This is a genomic window from Lysinibacillus sp. JK80 (assembly GCF_027557635.1).
Lineage (GTDB): Bacteria > Bacillota > Bacilli > Bacillales_A > Planococcaceae > Lysinibacillus > Lysinibacillus capsici.
Genome location: NZ_CP058997.1, coordinates 3,908,983 through 3,926,111, shown reverse-complemented (window position 1 = coordinate 3,926,111; position 17,129 = coordinate 3,908,983). Strand labels below are relative to the sequence as shown.

16 protein-coding genes are annotated in these 17,129 nt (G+C 37.6%); all 16 read left to right on the top strand.

The genetic code is table 11. The features are described from left to right. Positions 1-12 precede the first annotated feature (12 nt). The 16 genes from mutY to HXV90_RS19665 all read left to right on the top strand — a co-directional run bounded on the left by mutY (position 13) and on the right by HXV90_RS19665 (position 17,057). Positions 13-1,062 (top strand): A/G-specific adenine glycosylase, encoded by a 1,050-nt coding sequence (gene mutY, locus HXV90_RS19740; RefSeq protein WP_048394777.1) that lies wholly within the window; start codon positions 13-15, stop codon positions 1,060-1,062. Positions 1,063-1,139: 77 nt separating this feature from the next. Further along, positions 1,140-1,319, top strand: coding sequence for a gamma-type small acid-soluble spore protein (locus tag HXV90_RS19735; protein WP_004230485.1), 180 nt, complete (start codon positions 1,140-1,142; stop codon positions 1,317-1,319). 318 nt (positions 1,320-1,637) lie between these two features. Beyond that, positions 1,638-2,189, top strand: a complete 552-nt coding sequence (gene ntdP, locus HXV90_RS19730; protein WP_004230486.1) for a nucleoside tri-diphosphate phosphatase — start codon at positions 1,638-1,640, stop codon at positions 2,187-2,189. 179 nt (positions 2,190-2,368) lie between these two features. After that, positions 2,369-4,114 (top strand): ABC transporter ATP-binding protein, encoded by a 1,746-nt coding sequence (locus HXV90_RS19725; protein ID WP_048394775.1) that lies wholly within the window; start codon positions 2,369-2,371, stop codon positions 4,112-4,114. A 296-nt stretch (positions 4,115-4,410) separates the two neighbouring features. Next, positions 4,411-5,424 (top strand): ABC transporter ATP-binding protein, encoded by a 1,014-nt coding sequence (locus HXV90_RS19720; RefSeq protein ID WP_103118833.1) that lies wholly within the window; start codon positions 4,411-4,413, stop codon positions 5,422-5,424. After that, a complete protein-coding gene (locus HXV90_RS19715) occupies positions 5,399-6,379 on the top strand; it encodes an ABC transporter ATP-binding protein (protein WP_112116672.1) in 981 nt (326 codons plus the stop codon). The genes HXV90_RS19720 and HXV90_RS19715 overlap by 26 nt, the downstream gene beginning before the upstream one ends. 30 nt (positions 6,380-6,409) lie before the next feature. After that, on the top strand, positions 6,410-8,026 hold the full coding sequence (locus tag HXV90_RS19710; RefSeq protein ID WP_112116671.1) for an ABC transporter substrate-binding protein: 1,617 nt from the start codon (positions 6,410-6,412) through the stop codon (positions 8,024-8,026). A 225-nt stretch (positions 8,027-8,251) separates the two neighbouring features. Further along, positions 8,252-9,256 carry an ABC transporter permease gene (locus tag HXV90_RS19705; RefSeq protein WP_269897859.1) on the top strand — a complete coding sequence of 335 codons (1,005 nt, stop codon included), beginning with the start codon at positions 8,252-8,254 and terminating at the stop codon, positions 9,254-9,256. 12 nt (positions 9,257-9,268) lie between these two features. After that, positions 9,269-10,165: a nickel transporter permease gene (gene nikC / locus HXV90_RS19700; RefSeq protein ID WP_054549024.1), complete on the top strand. Its 897-nt coding sequence runs from the start codon at positions 9,269-9,271 to the stop codon at positions 10,163-10,165. 277 nt (positions 10,166-10,442) lie between these two features. Beyond that, on the top strand, positions 10,443-11,060 hold the full coding sequence (locus HXV90_RS19695) for a TerD family protein (RefSeq protein WP_048394762.1): 618 nt from the start codon (positions 10,443-10,445) through the stop codon (positions 11,058-11,060). 30 nt (positions 11,061-11,090) lie between these two features. Further along, entirely contained in the window at positions 11,091-11,672 is a 582-nt protein-coding gene (locus HXV90_RS19690; protein WP_048394760.1) for a TerD family protein, read from the top strand. 34 nt (positions 11,673-11,706) lie between these two features. Next, the gene (locus HXV90_RS19685; protein ID WP_016994007.1) at positions 11,707-12,282 is read left to right on the top strand and encodes a TerD family protein; all 576 of its coding nucleotides are present in this window, start codon (positions 11,707-11,709) and stop codon (positions 12,280-12,282) included. 321 nt (positions 12,283-12,603) lie between these two features. Beyond that, complete coding sequence (locus HXV90_RS19680; protein ID WP_103118831.1) at positions 12,604-13,797, top strand: HpcH/HpaI aldolase/citrate lyase family protein; 1,194 nt, start codon at positions 12,604-12,606, stop codon at positions 13,795-13,797. Continuing rightward, entirely contained in the window at positions 13,778-15,136 is a 1,359-nt protein-coding gene (locus tag HXV90_RS19675) for a phosphoribosyltransferase family protein (RefSeq protein ID WP_269897858.1), read from the top strand. Before HXV90_RS19680 ends, HXV90_RS19675 begins: the two co-directional genes overlap by 20 nt. Continuing rightward, positions 15,133-16,233: a cysteine protease StiP family protein gene (locus HXV90_RS19670; protein WP_269897857.1), complete on the top strand. Its 1,101-nt coding sequence runs from the start codon at positions 15,133-15,135 to the stop codon at positions 16,231-16,233. Before HXV90_RS19675 ends, HXV90_RS19670 begins: the two co-directional genes overlap by 4 nt. Before the next feature lie 8 nt (positions 16,234-16,241). Next, entirely contained in the window at positions 16,242-17,057 is an 816-nt protein-coding gene (locus HXV90_RS19665; protein WP_269897856.1) for a hypothetical protein, read from the top strand. The last annotated feature ends 72 nt before the right edge of the window (positions 17,058-17,129 follow it).

Sequence of the window (17,129 nt, the reverse complement as noted above, 5' to 3'; positions counted from 1 at the left end):
ACGGAGGTCACTGTGAATTACCCATATGTAACAGAATTTCGACAATCATTAGTTGACTGGTTTAACACAGAGAAGCGTGATTTACCGTGGAGACACACAACAGATCCTTATAAAATTTGGGTATCTGAAGTGATGCTACAACAGACACGTGTCGACACAGTTATTCCTTATTACAATCGCTTTATGGAAAGTTTTCCAACATTAGATTTGCTTGCGGAAGCACCCCAAGAATACTTATTAAAGCATTGGGAAGGTCTTGGCTATTATTCTCGTGCTCGCAATTTACAAGCAGGTGCTCGTGAGGTTATAGAAAATTACGGTGGTATAGTACCTGACAATCGCCATGAAATATCTAAATTAAAAGGTGTTGGTCCCTATACTGCAGGTGCTATTTTAAGTATTGCCTATAATAAGCCTGAACATGCAGTTGACGGTAATGTTATGCGGGTTCTAAGTAGAGTGCTTGATATACATGAAGATATAGCTATTCCCAAAACGAAGAAAATTTTCGAAAGTGCGGTTGAGGAACTAATTGATCCTGATCATGCTTCATCGTTTAACCAGGGCTTAATGGAGCTGGGTGCACTTATTTGTACACCTACCTCTCCAAAATGTTTATTATGCCCAGTCAGAGAGTATTGCACAGCTTTTAATGAGGGAGAACCAGAAAAATTACCTGTCAAATCAAAAAAGATAAAAATGAAGCATCTCACATATGATGTGCTCGTATATGAAAATGACAAAGGACAATTTTTAATGCAACAACGTCCTGAGCAAGGCCTGCTAGCTAATCTATGGCAATTTCCAATGATTGATACAAGCCAATCTTCGGTAGAAAACTTTACAATGGAATATAAAGTAATTGTCCAAGCCAAACATGAATTACTTACATTTAAACATGTTTTTTCACATTTAACTTGGCATTTAAATAGCTATTATATAAAATGCGAATCGACTGAGCTAGGTGATTGGCTAAATCGTGAGCAAATAGAACTCTTACCGATGCCTGTGCCTATGCTAAAAATTTGGGATGAAGTAAAAAAGCAAACAGCAGGAAAATAAAACCTTCTTAAAATCATTGATACATGAGCATAAAAGTCATCACCTCCGTACACAATAACTAGCGTGGAGGTGAATGAATGATGAAAAAACAAAACAACCAAAATTTCCAACCGAATAAAAACATGCAACGTCAAAGTGAAGAGTTTGGTTATGAAACGGACGTAAATGAAGTGCAAAAGCAAAATGCGAAAGCAGAGCAAAAGAAAGCTCCAGCTTCTGGCCGTTTCTCAAAAACTAACCAAGATTTAGGTGAGTAACACTTTGTAACTGCATAATTGCATTTACCTCTAAGGGGCTGTCTTAAATCCGAAAAGATGAAAAAGACAGCCCCTTTTAAATTGTTTAGGTAAGTAAATCGTCAGCTTAAAAGGAAATTCTCTATGGCATTAACTAAAAAATCCCATCAAAGCTGACATTATAATAAAATTCGCTTATAATTGACTAAATTTTATACAAATTCAAAATAGCGTAGTGAAATTTGTGGTTTTCTAACTACACCTTTCGCGTACACATTGCTATAATATACTAGAGACTGCTAGATTTAGGTAGCATAGACGAAAAGGTGGGCTAACAAAATGGCATTACCGGTAGAAGGAGAAACGATACAAATACATAGTTATAAGCACAATGGCCGTATCCACCGTGTTTGGCAAGAAACGATGGTTTTAAAAGGAACGAAAAATATCGTAATCGGTGCGAATGAACGGACACTTGTGACAGAATCCGATGGTCGTACATGGCTAACGAGAGAGCCCTCTATTTGCTACTTCCATGCGGAACACTGGTTTAACATCATCTGTATGCTACGTGAAGACGGTGTGTATTATTATTGCAATCTAAGCTCACCATTTGTTTTCGATAATAATGCCATTAAATATATCGACTATGATTTAGATATTAAAGTTTTTCCTGACATGTCTTATACCCTTTTAGACGAGGATGAATATGAGCTCCATCGTAAGGAAATGTCTTATCCTGATGTCATAGATAAGATTTTAAAGCGCAATGTCGATAAATTAATAAGCTGGATTCAACAAAAAAGAGGACCATTTGCACCCGATTTCATCGATGTCTGGACAAATCGTTACAAGTTCCAGCTTGATATGCAGTCAGATGATCAATCATGACACCTATTAGTTTAACTAATAGGTGTTTTTTTATTGGAGGGGACAGAGTGTTGTTAAGGTAAAGGTAAAATAGTTCGCTATAAAGTCATCATAACTGTATTTTAATCAAAATATTGCTATAATACTTAGGGCATTCATCTTCGAATGTCTGTTTCTTTTTGTAAGGATGTGATGATAAATTGGGAAGCATTAAGCGATATATGCGCTTTGTTAAACCATATACATGGGAAATTATTTTAACGATTATCATTGGTATAGTAAAATTTGCTATTCCACTATTTATTCCACTGCTCATTAAGATTGTGCTAGACGATATTATTGCAGCAGATGACTTAACAGATGTAGAAAAAACAAAAGAACTATTTTATTGGCTAGGTGGAACTATTATTGTGTTCTTTATTATCCGTCCACCTATTGAGTATTATCGACAATATTTTGCACAACACGTAAGCAACAAGGTACTATTTGATATTCGTAAGGAAATTTATGCACATTTACAGCGTTTAAGCTTAAGGTATTATGCCAATACACGGGCAGGGGATGTTATTTCAAGGGTAATTAATGACGTTGAACAAACAAAAACCTTTGTCATGACGGGGTTAATGAATGTTTGGTTAGATTTGGCGACGATTGTAATTGCGATTGCCATTATGCTAACCATGGATGTGAAGCTAACACTAGTAGCGTTGATCGCATTTCCATTTTATGCTTTCAGTGTGAAATACTTCTTTGGCAAATTGAGAGATTTGACACGGAAACGTTCTCAAGCACTTGCAGGTGTACAAAGCTATTTACATGAACGTGTAGCTGGTATGAGCATTATTAAAAGCTTTACTTTAGAAAAGCATGAACAAAAATTGTTCGATTCAGCAAACGGTGAGTTTTTAGAAAAAGCGCTTGATCAAACAAAGTGGAACGCAAAATCATTTGCTGTCGTGAATACCATTACAGATGTAGCACCATTACTAGTTATAGCCTATGCGGGCTATCAAGTAATAAATGGGTCACTTTCAGTTGGAACAATGGTTGCTTTTATTGCTTATATTGAACGTTTATATGGCCCACTTCGTCGACTTGTTAGCTCGTCCACAACTTTAACACAGTCAATCGCTTCAATGGATCGAATGTTCGATTTAATAGACGAGCCTTATGAAGTCAAGGATAAGGACTATGCTGGTGAACTCCCACGTGCAAATGGGCAGGTTCGCTTTCACAATGTATCCTTCCAATATGAAGAAACTGGCTCACCTATTATAGATGCTATCGATTTAACGATAAATCCTGGGGAGACTGTTGCCTTTGTAGGGATGAGTGGTGGTGGTAAGTCAACGATTATCAGTTTAATTCCTCGCTTTTATGATACAACAAGCGGGCAAGTGACCATTGATGGAAAAGATGTACGGGATGTCACTTTACATTCTTTACGATCTCAAATTGGTATTGTCCTGCAAGATAATATACTTTTTAGTGATTCTGTCAAAGAGAATATCTTAATGGGGAGACCAGATGCAACAGATGCACAAGTCATCGAAGCCGCGAAAGCGGCAAATGCCCATGACTTTATTATGAGTCTACCTAATGGTTATGACACAAAGGTTGGAGAAAGAGGAGTAAAGCTTTCTGGCGGACAAAAACAACGAGTTGCTATTGCGCGTGTATTTTTAAAAAATCCACCGATTCTAATCCTGGATGAGGCTACTTCTGCATTAGATTTGGAAAGTGAGGCACTGATTCAAGAATCATTAGACAAGCTTGCTCATGAACGAACAACTATTATTATTGCGCACCGTCTTTCTACAATTACCCATGCTGACAAGATTTTCGTCATCGATCATGGTCAATTAATCGAAAGTGGAACACATGAACAGTTAATGGACAGTCAAGGGACATATTATAATTTATTCCAAGTACAGCACTTAGATTAAAATTTTCCGAAAATTAAACGGTTTAAGAAATTTTTTCAAAAAAAGTCTTTCATTTATTCGAAAATGGAAGGCTATTTTTTTTTGAAAAAAGTAAAAAATTATCTCTTTATAAGATTTTATTATTATGGAAGGCGATTATTGTAGAAATTCTATGTAATTTGCAGAATATTAATGATTGAAAGAGTAAGGAATTTTAGTTAGAATTATCTGAAAATAAGGAATTTAACGAAAGTTATAGTATTCTATTAATATTATTATACATTTAAGTAAAATATAGGTAGGGTGGGGCGTTACACATGAGGAAAAAACTACTAGAAATAAAAGGTTTGAAAACAACCTTTTTCACAGATAATGGGCAAATTCCTGCTGTAGACGATATCGATTTTTCTGTCCATGAAGGAGAAATTTTAGGGATTGTAGGAGAATCGGGAAGTGGTAAAAGTGTTACGTCGCTGTCCATCATGGGATTAATTCCATCACCACCAGGTAAAATAACGGGTGGAGAAATTTTGCTAGATGGCAAAAATATTGCTAAATGTACAGACAAACAAATGCAAAAAATACGTGGAAAAGACATTGCAATGATTTTCCAAGAGCCGATGACTTCGCTAAACCCTTTGTTCACGATTGGTGACCAGTTAAAGGAAGCTATATTAATCCATAATCCAAAATGGTCAAAAAAGGAAGCGTTTGCAAGAGCGGTTGAAATTATGAAATTGGTAGGTCTACCACGTGCTGAGGATTTGCTAAAGGACTACCCACATCAGCTGTCTGGCGGTATGCGTCAACGTGTGATGATTGCTATGGCACTTGTCTGTGACCCTCAAGTATTGATTGCGGATGAGCCTACAACTGCATTGGATGTTACAATACAAGCCCAAATTTTACAGCTTATGAAAGACTTAAATAAACGATTGAATACAGCTGTGTTGTTAATTACACATGATCTGGGGGTTGTCGCGGAAACCTGTGAGCGAGTGATTGTTATGTATGCAGGACAAATAGTGGAAGAGGCGCCGATTCATGAAATTTTCACTAATCCTAAACATCCCTATACACAAGGGCTTATTCAATCAGTACCTGACATGCGTTATAAAAAGGAAAATTTATACTCCATTCCTGGAAGTGTACCGAAACCAGGAAGTATTCAGGTAGGCTGTCGTTTTGCAGCACGCTGTCAATATGCAATGGAACGTTGTTTACAGGAAACACCACCTTTATTTGAAGCAGCAGAGAATCATAAATCGAGATGTTTTTTACTAGAAAAGCAGGAGGTGGAGCAACGTGTCGAAAGCGTTATTAAAGGTTGAGGGGTTAAAAAAATATTTTCCGATTCGAAAAGGAGTCCTTAATTCACATGCCGGGGATGTAAAGGCTGTAGATGATGTTTCCTTTGAAGTATTTGAAGGAGAAACATTAGGAATTGTTGGCGAATCAGGCTGTGGTAAATCCACAACGGGTCGCTTATTAATGCGTTTACTAGAGCCCACTGGAGGCAAGATAGAATTCGCAGGCAAAATGATTTCAGAATTATCCAATAATGAAATGAGGAAGGCACGTAGAGATATTCAAATGATTTTTCAGGATCCCTATGCCTCACTAAATCCTCGCCATAACATCGGCAAAATTTTAGAGGAGCCTCTTATTGTTCATGGGATAGGTAATGCCAAAGAGCGAAAACAAAAAGTGTTGGAGCTACTTGAGATTGTTGGATTGAATGAATATCATATCAAACGCTATCCGCATCAATTTAGTGGAGGGCAAAGGCAACGTATTGGCATTGCTAGAGCCCTGATGACCAATCCACGCTTAATTATTGCGGACGAGCCAGTATCTGCACTTGATGTATCCATCCAGGCACAGGTTTTGAATTTATTGCAAAAGCTGCAAAAGGATTTAAGGCTAACTTATATTTTTATTTCCCATGATTTAGGGGTTGTGCGTCATATTAGTAATCGAGTTGGCGTTATGTATTTAGGTAAATTAGTTGAGCTGACAGCGAGTGAGGATTTATATGCTGAACCGCTTCATCCATATACACAAGCACTTTTATCTTCGGTTCCTGTTCCAGATCCTACGTTTGAACGGGAACAGATCATCATTTCTGGAGATATTCCAAGTGCATCAAACCCGCCAAGCGGTTGTACTTTCCATACGAGATGTCCGTTTAAAAAGGATCAGTGCTCACAGGTAGTACCTAAAATGCAAGAAGTGAAACCAGGTCATTATGTTGCTTGCCATCTTTACGAGGCACTCCAACATTAAATGATATAAAAACTCATAGGGGGAAATTCGATGAAGAAAAAGAAGTTTTGGACTTTAGGTGTAATGCTACTCCTTATTCTCTCGACAATCTTAGCAGCTTGTGGCGGCTCAGATACTAAGGATACGGGTAGTAAAGATACTTCAACTGGTGGCGATACAGCTAGCAGTGGAGAACCAAAAATTTTAGTGTATGGTCGTGGTGGAGATTCTGTAGCACTTGACCCTGCTGTTGTTACAGACGGTGAATCCTTCACGGTGACAGCTAATATTTATGAAACACTTGTAAACTTCGGAGAGCAAGATGTAACAATTCAACCAGGCTTAGCCAAATCATGGGAGGCATCAGAGGATGGTTTAACGTATACTTTCCAGCTACAAGAAGGTGTGAAATTCCATGATGGCACAGATTTCAATGCTGAGGCTGTTGTTAAAAATATTGAGCGTTGGAAAACAGGTGCAGATAAACACCCTTACTTTAGTTCGCAATTTGTCGTTGGTGACAAGCAAGTAATTGAATCAGTAACTGCAGAGGGAGACTACACAGTTGTCTTTAAGTTAAGTCAACCTCAAGCACCATTCCTGAAGAATTTAGCAATGTCTCCATTTGCGATTGCTTCTCCAACAGCATTTGAAGCAGATGAAGAAGGTTTATCTGCAAATCCTGTAGGAACAGGTCCATTCAAATTTGTTAGCTGGGTACGTAATGATGCAATCACAATTGAGAAAAACCCGGATTATTATATTGATGGCTATCCTAAATTAGATAAAGTAATTTATCGTTCTATTCCAGAAAACTCAGCACGTTTAAATGATTTATTAGCAGGCAATATTGATGTAGCTGATGGCTTAAGCCCATCTGATAAAGCAACAATTGAAGGCGATGCAAATTTACAGTTAATCGAACGTCCATCTATGAACGTTGGTTACCTTGGTTTAACTGTTACACGTCCACCTTTTGATAATGTAAAAGTACGTCAAGCAGTCAACTATGCAATTGATAAACAAGCATTAGTGGATGCGTTTTATGAAGGGCTAGCTGAGCCAGCGAAAAACCCAATGCCACCAGTAATTTCTGGTTATAACGATGAAGTGACAGGCTATACGTATGATCCTGAAAAAGCGAAAGCATTACTTGCTGAAGCAGGTTACGATGGCAAGGAAATTGAGCTATGGGCAATGCCAGTACCACGTCCATACATGCCAGACGGACAAAAAGTTGCTGAAGCGATTCAAAAGAACTTAGAAGACGTAGGTATTAAATCTAAAATTGTGTCATTTGAATGGGCTACGTATTTAGAAAAAGCTCAAAATGGTGAAGCGGATGCATTCCTACTTGGCTGGACAGGCGATAATGGGGATGCGGATAACTTCCTATACACGTTATTAGACGCCGATAATATTGGTTCTAATAACTATACGTTCTATGATAATCCAGAATTACACAAGATATTAACAGCTGCTCAAACTGAGATCGATGAAGACAAGCGTAATGAACTTTATAAGCAAGCTCAAGTAATTATTTCTGAGGATGCTCCATGGGTTCCACTTGCTCACTCTATTCCAATTTTAGCTGCTAACAAGAAAGTTACAAATTACATTGCGCATCCTACTGGCTCTGACCGTTTAGATGCAGTAGATATTCAATAGTAAATTGCATCATTTTTAATTGAACAAAGGAATGTGATGAATCTGCTTGCTTTTCTGCGGGTAAGCCGTGGAAATCTCGCAGATTCTTTTCAAGTAAAGATAATGATTATTTCCTGTATGAAAGAATTCAACTAAACATTCAAAACCGTTTAGTGAAGGATCAACCTTTCAACAGTATATAAAGACTTCACAGTAGATTATGAAAATCATAGAGAGGTGATGAAAATGCTTCACTATATGGGGAGACGTTTACTTCAACTAATCCCAGTTTTGCTTGGAATGACTTTTATCGTCTTTATGTTGATACGGGCAATTCCTGGAAATCCAGCACAAGTTATTTTAGGACAACAGGCAACAAAAGAGGCGGTCGAGGCGTTAAACGCAAGTTTAGGATTAGATAAGCCGTGGTATACACAATATTTTAGTTACTTAGCAGGTATTTTTCAGGGAGATTTAGGAGTCTCCCTACGTACGAAACTACCTGTATCAGAAGAAATTTTCCCATACTTAGCAGCAACAGCCGAACTTGCACTATTTGCAATGATCATTGCGATTGTTATTGGTGTGAATGCTGGCATTATTTCTGCGTGGTTCCAAAATTCTTGGTTTGATTATACAGCAATGATTATAGCGTTAATCGGTGTATCTGTACCCGTGTTCTGGCTTGGATTGATGGAGCAATGGACATTTAGTAGTAAGCTTGGGTGGCTGCCTACATCTGGTCGAGAAGATGTGCGAAATCCAATTACCGCCATAACCCATTTCTATTTATTGGATACGCTCATTCAAGGCCGCTTTGATCAATTCATCGAAGTCATAAAGCGATTAATATTACCAGGAGCAGCACTTGCAACGATTCCGATGGCTATAATTGCCAGAATCACAAGGTCCTCCATGCTGGAAGTTATGCGTTCAGATTATGTAAGGACTGCAAGAGCAAAAGGGCAAAAAATGTTTATTGTTGTTTATAAGCATGCATTAAAGAATGCAGTTATTCCTGTGTTAACGGTAATTGGTCTACAAACTGGATTACTGCTAGGTGGTGCCATTTTAACAGAGACGATTTTTAGTTGGCCAGGAATTGGTCGTTATATTTATGATGCGATTGGCTTCAGGGATTATCCCGTTATTCAATCAGGTATTCTCGTTGTTGCATTTATTTTCATCATGATTAACTTAATTGTGGATTTACTGTACACAGTAGTCGACCCACGGATTAAATACAAATAGAAGGGAGTTGCAATGATGACTGGAGCAATCGATATAAAAAAAGAAGTATCACCAGTTCGAGAAAAGGCAGTAGGTCCATGGCTCGAAGGGTGGCGTAGTTTTAAAAAGAGTAAAGTATCCCTTGTTGGAGCAGGAATTGTTATATTTTTTATTATACTAGCTGTCATTGGTCCGTTCATTGCACCACAGGGCATCAATGAACAAGATTTAACGAAGCGTTTACTGGCACCATCCGCTGATCATTGGTTTGGAACTGATGATTTTGGACGGGATATTTTTTCGAGGATCATTCACGGTGCAAGGATTTCGCTATGGGTAGGCTTTTTCTCTGTTATTTTGTCCGTGATAATTGGTAGTTTACTTGGCATCATTGCAGGTTATTATGGAAAATGGATCGATACGATAATTTCACGTATTTTTGATATTATGCTAGCTTTCCCTAGTATGCTACTAGCGATTGCAGTAGTATCAGTACTGGGTCCATCTTTACAAAATGCATTAATCGCTATTGCTATTATTAACGTACCGAATTTTGGACGCTTAATCCGTTCTAAAGTTTTAAGTGTCAAGGAAGAGGAATATATAGTAGCGGCAAAAGCAATTGGTATGCGTGATGCACGAATTCTATTTTCCCATATTTTGCCGAATTCCATAACCCCAATAATTGTACAGGGAACACTAGCAATTGCGACAGCCATTATTGAAGCGGCAGCATTAGGTTTCCTTGGGCTAGGGGCTCAAGCTCCAGCACCAGAATGGGGAAAAATGTTAGCGGATGCACGGAAGTTTTTATTAAATGCTCCGTGGACGATGATTTTCCCTGGTTTAGCTATTATGTTAACAGTTTTAGGCTTTAATCTAATGGGTGATGGACTACGAGATGCACTTGATCCAAAAATGAAAAGCTAGTAAATAAGACAATAGCCTTCTACAAGTTAGAAGGTTTTTTTAGCTGCTTGGACCATTGGATATAAAAGGAACATTTTTACTACAAAAACGTTCTATAGTATAGAAAAAGACGTGAGGGGCTTTCAAAAATAAGAGAAAACACCTTTTCGGAGCCATTAATTGAATTTTTTGTCACGTTATTTTAGACTTGATTTAAGTAGAAATCTTTTAGCTTAGTAGATTATTGCTTACCATAAAATCTTTCGACTGAAATACATATTTTAGGAGGGTGTTAGAATTGGGGATTAATTTACAAAAAGGACAAAGAGTTGATTTAACAAAGGGTAACGCAGGATTAAATAAAATTAAAGTTGGTTTAGGGTGGGACCCTGTAGGCCAAGAGAAAAGTGGCGGCTTTTTAGGTGGTTTATTTTCTAGCAGAAATAGTGGCAGTGGCAGAAGTATCGACTGTGATGCTTCGGTATTAATGTTACAAGATGATAAGGTTGTAGCGGGTGACGATGTTGTTTATTTCGGAAAATTAACAAGTAGCTGCGGTTCTGTTCGACATTCAGGTGATAATTTAACAGGTGATGGTGATGGTGATGATGAGGTAATTACAATTGAATTATCGTCTGTACCTTCGCAATATAACAAGCTTGTGTTTGTTGTAAACATTTATGATGCGGCAGGTCGCAATCAACACTTTGGTATGATTCATAATGCATATATTCGTGTGTATGATGACAGGACAGGAAGCGAACTAATTCGCTATAATTTAACTGATAATTATTCGAATTTAACGACGTTAGTATGTGGAGAAATTTACCGTCATAATAACGAATGGAAATTTGCTGCGGTTGGTACGGGAACAAATGACATAAAGCTTGGCGACGTTGTTCGAAGATATCAATAAATAATTGACTAAATAGGAGGAATAAAAATTATGGGCATTTCACTACAAAAAGGTCAAAAGGTAGATTTAACTAAAACAAATCCAGGACTAACGAATGTGGTTGTAGGTTTAGGCTGGGATACAAATAAATATGATGGTGGTCATGATTTTGACTTAGACTCCTCTGTGTTTTTACTTGCTGATACAGGTAAAGTTGCAGATCAAAATGATTTTATTTTTTATAACAACACTACAGGTGGCAATGGTTCAGTTGAGCATTCAGGCGATAATTTAACAGGTGTAGGCGAAGGTGACGATGAAGTGGTGAAAGTGGCATTAACTCAAGTACCTGCTCATGTTCAGCGACTAGCCTTCACAGTAACCATTCATGATGCAGAGTCTCGCAGTCAAAACTTCGGTATGGTGTCTAATGCCTATATTCGTATTATGAATGCTGCTTCCAACGAAGAAATTATTCGCTATGATTTAGGCGAGGACTTCAGTATTGAAACAGCTATTGTTGTAGGGGAATTATATCGTCATAACGGAGAATGGAAATTTAATGCGATTGGTGCAGGCTATCAAGGTGGCTTAGCTGCTTTATGTAATGATTATGGCTTAAGTGTAAACTAAAATTTCATCTTTGGACAGAAAGGGAGATTTTTGAATGGCTATACAATTAAGTAAAGGGCAACGTATTGATTTAACAAAGCAAGATCCAGGCTTAAATAGCATTGGCATTGGTTTAGGATGGGATGTAAAGCAATTTGATGGTGGACAAGACTTTGACCTGGATGCATCTGTATTTTTACTAGATGCTTCAGGTAAATGTCGTAATGAACAGGACTTTATTTTCTATAATAATCTAGCCAGCCCAGACCAGTCTGTTGTCCATACGGGAGATAATCGTACAGGTGCAGGGGATGGGGATGATGAAAAAATTCTTGTCAACTTAAAGCAAGTATCACCTCAAATAGAAAAAATTGTAGTGACGGTTACTATTTACGATGCCGAGGGACGTCATCAAAACTTCGGGCAAGTCTTAAATGCCTATGTACGATTGACGAACGAAGAGTCGGGATCAGAAGTATTGCGTTACGATTTAGGTGAAGATTTCAGTATTGAAACGGCTGTAGTATTTTGTGAGCTGTACCGACATAATGGTGAGTGGAAATTTGCTGCAGTAGGTTCAGGTTACCAGGGTGGACTAGCTGCTTTAATCAATGCATATGGCCTACAGTAACTATGGGACGTAGGTGCATGGTGGAGGATCTGATGTGGATGTATTAAATGAGATATTAAATACATATGCACAGTTTTTAAACTAGCAGATGTAACAGGGGCTTATCGTAATGCACTGAAAATGTGTGTTAGTATATTGGGGCTACCATCCTTCGCATGAAATTTTCGTTATTATTTTAATAGCTGCATTCTTATTGACATTTGTTATTTACAAGTTGAAGAAGAAAACAGCAGTGTAAACAAGGCACTGTATTAGTCTGTATGGAACAGGCTGATACAGTGCTTTTTTCACAAAAGGCATAGTTACTGGGGAGAGGATTAGATGCAACATTTTGCAACAGAAGCAGAGATGATTTTTTATAAGAAGCCACAGCCGTTTACAAAATGGGAAACGGCGGATATTTTGTCATATGCCCTAGGTGCGACTTTGTATATGCCAGCTTCCATGCCTACGATTGTGAGCTTGATCCGATCACAAAAATATAAGGAACTCACATCACTTGTCATTGATTTGGAGGATGCAGTTGGAGATGCAGAGTTAGTAGATTGTGAAGCTAAGCTGATAGAGGATATTAGTGAATTATATGCACTCTATCAGCAAAAACAGCTATTACTTCAGGAGCTCCCTTTACTTTTTGTTCGAGTACGTCATGTTGAGCAATTTCAAAGGCTAACAACTGTTTTAGGGAAAAAGCAAGAAATATTAACTGGCTATGTCTTTCCAAAGTTTACAGCAGAACAGGGTGCCCGTTATTTCGAGTTGCTTGAACAAACCATTTTAGAAAATGATTTAATTTTATATGGTATGCCAATTTTAGAAAGTCGTGAGGTACTATATAAGGAATCTCGCATGGAAGCGTTATTAGACATTAAAGCGGTTCTACATCAATACAAAGCCCGTGTATTAAATGTACGAATTGGTGCTACCGATTTTTGTGGTATTTACGGAATTCGCAGGCGTATGGATTCTACCATTTATGATATTAGTGTCATACGAGATTGTATTGCAGATATTGTCAATATCTTAGGTCGTGAGGAAGATGGTTTTATTATTTCTGGGCCTGTGTGGGAGTATTTTAATAATCAGCGTGTATTAAAGCCCGCACTTAGAGTGACACCATTTAGTGAGAAAGGCGCGCTTGATACAAGGAAAGCGTTATTAGACGATTGTTTAGATGGATTAATGAAAGAAGTTTTAATGGATAAACAAAATGGCATAGTGGGAAAAACAATTATTCATCCGAGCCATATCCGTGTTGTGCATGCCCTGTATGCTATTTCGTATGAGGAATACTTAGATGCGCTAAGTATTATAGAAAATAATGATGGACAAAAAGGTGTTATGAAAAGTCACTATGCTAATAAAATGAATGAAATTAAGCCACATATGAGATGGGCACAACGGATTTTAAAACAGGCTCATGTCTATGGTGTTTATCATGAATCTGTCGATTTTGCCTCACTTTTATTACAGTCTGAAATAGGTGGTAGTGTATATGCAACAACAAATGAGTAAATTAAGCATTTTACCGAATTATTCAATTGATATTGAAATTACCTACAATCCGTATAATTTTGCGCTAACCGATTTGTTTAGAATGGCGGCTCGGATTAATAAGAAGAGACAATTTTTGTTTGTAAGCACGGTACTAGGCAAACATTTGGCTGTCCGTCCGCAAATCCCTTTACTGACAGGAACTCTTTTAGCAATGATGTATCAGCAGCAACTTACGGGACAAAAGGTAATGGCTTCGTCTATCGTTAAAGCTTTAAAAGACGGAGCTAATTTGGATGTAGTACAAAAATCCATAGAAGGAACCCTAGAATTAACGGATGAAACATTGTTTATTGGCTTTGCTGAGACAGCAACAGCACTTGGACACGCAGTATTTAATGCCTTTCACTCGAATGCTATGTATATCCACACAACACGTGAAGTGTTGCCCGATTTTGAGCCATTTGTTACGTTTGAGGAAGAACATTCACATGCGACAAGCCATAGAATTTATACGGAGGAACCAGAATTTTTACTGCAAGCTAAGCGCATTGTGTTAATTGATGATGAGATTACTACTGGAAATACGGTCATTAATATTATTGAGACTTTAATACAGAAATTTCCTTTAGTGAGACAATATGCGGTACTATCTATTTTAGATTGGCGTTCCCAACAGCAGCAAACAATCTTTAAGCAATTAGAAGTACAATGGGGTATCTCTATAGAATTCATCTCCATTATGTGTGGGAATTTTAGCTGTTCAGGCATTCCAAGCTTAACCAGTACACAACCAAACTTACTAACACAGGTTGCACGAGATATGGACATTTGTCCGATTCAAGTATCTGTTGATCGCAAATTCTATCGTTCTGTTGCGGAGAATGGATTAATAAATAAGTACCCCTATTTACTAGCAACAGGGAGATTTATGCTCACGTCAAAACAGCATGTTGACCAAAAGCAAACGATACAAGCTATTGCTATGCAATTACAAGAGCTAAGAACAAATGGACCAGCGCTTGTTATTGGCACGGGTGAGTTCATGTATGTTCCTATGCAAATTGCCTCTTATTTAGGAAATGATGTTTATTTTCAGTCAACTACTCGTAGTCCAATCTATTGTACGGATGATTTAGGATATACGATTAACGATAAAATAGCCTTTGAAAGTCCAGAAAATAACGGGGTCACTAATTTTTTATACAATCTTCAAAGCCAGTCTTACACGGAACTTTTTTTCATAGTGGAACGTATAGCAAGTAAAGAGGTAGTTGCTCGTGTGGTAAAGGCATTACAAGAAGCCACTAACGCCAAAGTATATGTAATTAGTATGCATGAATTGGAGGTAGAACGATGATATCGACTTTGCGGCCAGATAAAATGGGGAGTTATGCACCAGAGGACGTTATTTTTTTATTGCGTGATATTGGAAGTGCATTCCTTGAAATGGATAATGAGAAACGTGAACAACTCATTCAATCGGGTATACATTATTCGGAAATGCTGCCAGTGGAGAAGCAACCATCGGATACCTACATGAATCTTTTTTACAAAGCGCTAGATGTTCATGCAGAAAGAATAGCAATCGCCGTTGGAGTAGTGGCAGAGCAAATCGTTGAAAATAGAGGATTAGAAAATTTAATTCTTGTGAGTTTAGCTCGTGCAGGTACACCCATTGGTATTTTAATCAAACGGTATATAGCCATGCATTATCATGTGAATGTTCCACATTACTCCATTTCTATACTGCGAGGTCGTGGGTTTGATGAAGCGGCAATTCGTTATATTTTGACACAGCATCCTCTAGGAAGTCTGCAATTTATTGATGGTTGGACAGGAAAAGGGGCAATTACCAATGAATTAATTCAATCCTGCCAAAAGTTTAATTTACGATATCAAGAACAGTTAAGTGCCGATTTAGCTGTTTTGGCTGATCCTGGCCATTGTGCAGCTATTTATGGAACTCGTGAGGATTTTTTAATACCATCTGCTTGTTTAAATTCCACTGTATCTGGATTAGTAAGTAGAACGGTATTAAATTTGCAGTTTATGGATGCAAACGATTTTCATGGTGCAAAATACTACAAAGAATTAGAGGCAATAGATGTCTCCAATCTGTACATAGAGCGTATCGTCACATGTTTTGAACAAGTACAGAGTAAAATTGTGCAACAAATTCAAGAGCAAGAAATCTCTCCAATTACATGGGAGGGTATGAAGTCCGTGCAAATAATTCAACGAGATTTTGGTATTGATAATATACATTTCATTAAGCCAGGTGTTGGGGAAACGACAAGAGTTTTGCTGAGAAGGATACCTTGGAAGATTTTAATTAATCCACAGTACATGCATGAATTGAAACATATTTTATTATTAGCGCAGGAAAAAAATGTATTGATTGAAGAGTATTCGAATATGTCCTATGCATGTTGTGGTTTGATCAAAGAATTATAGAGGAGAATATGATGATATTATTTACATCTGATTTAGATAGAACCCTTATTTATTCTAAACGCATGATGGAGATGTTTCCGCCAGCTACAGAGACAATCGTCGTTGAACACAAGGACGAAACAGCAATGAGTATGATGACACAGGCAACAGCACCCCTATTGCAACAGGTACACCAACATACTTTATTTGTTCCTGTTACGACAAGAGCTTTACATCAATATCAAAGAATCCATTTTATTCATGATTTATGCCCTGCTTTTGCAATTACAAGCAATGGGGGTACAATAGTAGAAAAGGGTCAGCCATATGAAAAATGGACACAAACATTATCTAGACGTATTGAAGATTCCTCGATCCCTCGTATGGATATGCTAAAGCTATTTCAGACGATTAAATCTGATACATGGCTACAACGATCTCTTTATATAGATGATCTTTTTTATGTACATCATGTAGATATTGATATTTTACCATACGATGAATTACAAGCGATGATTCAAGAGTTTGATATGCATGGTTGGCATGTTCTGCTACAAGGGAAAAAATTGTATTTTATGCCCAAGGTGCTGACAAAGGAAGCGGCTATAGAATATATAAAAGAGTTCTGTACATACGATGTGCATATAGCAGCAGGTGATTCTATTATGGATTATGGCATGCTTGCAATGGCTGATTTAGGTTTTACACCAAATCATGGAGACTTAAAGGATAAACAGCCAAAGTTTTTACAAAATACAACTTACTCGCCTCACAATGGTGAAGCATTTACAAAGAATTTATTGGAAACAGTTTTACAGATGGCATCACAACAAACGATCGTATAGATGTTCAAATATTTTTGTTGTCATTAGGTGAGACGTCCTATGACAAATGAATGCTTTAGCATAGGCTGAGGA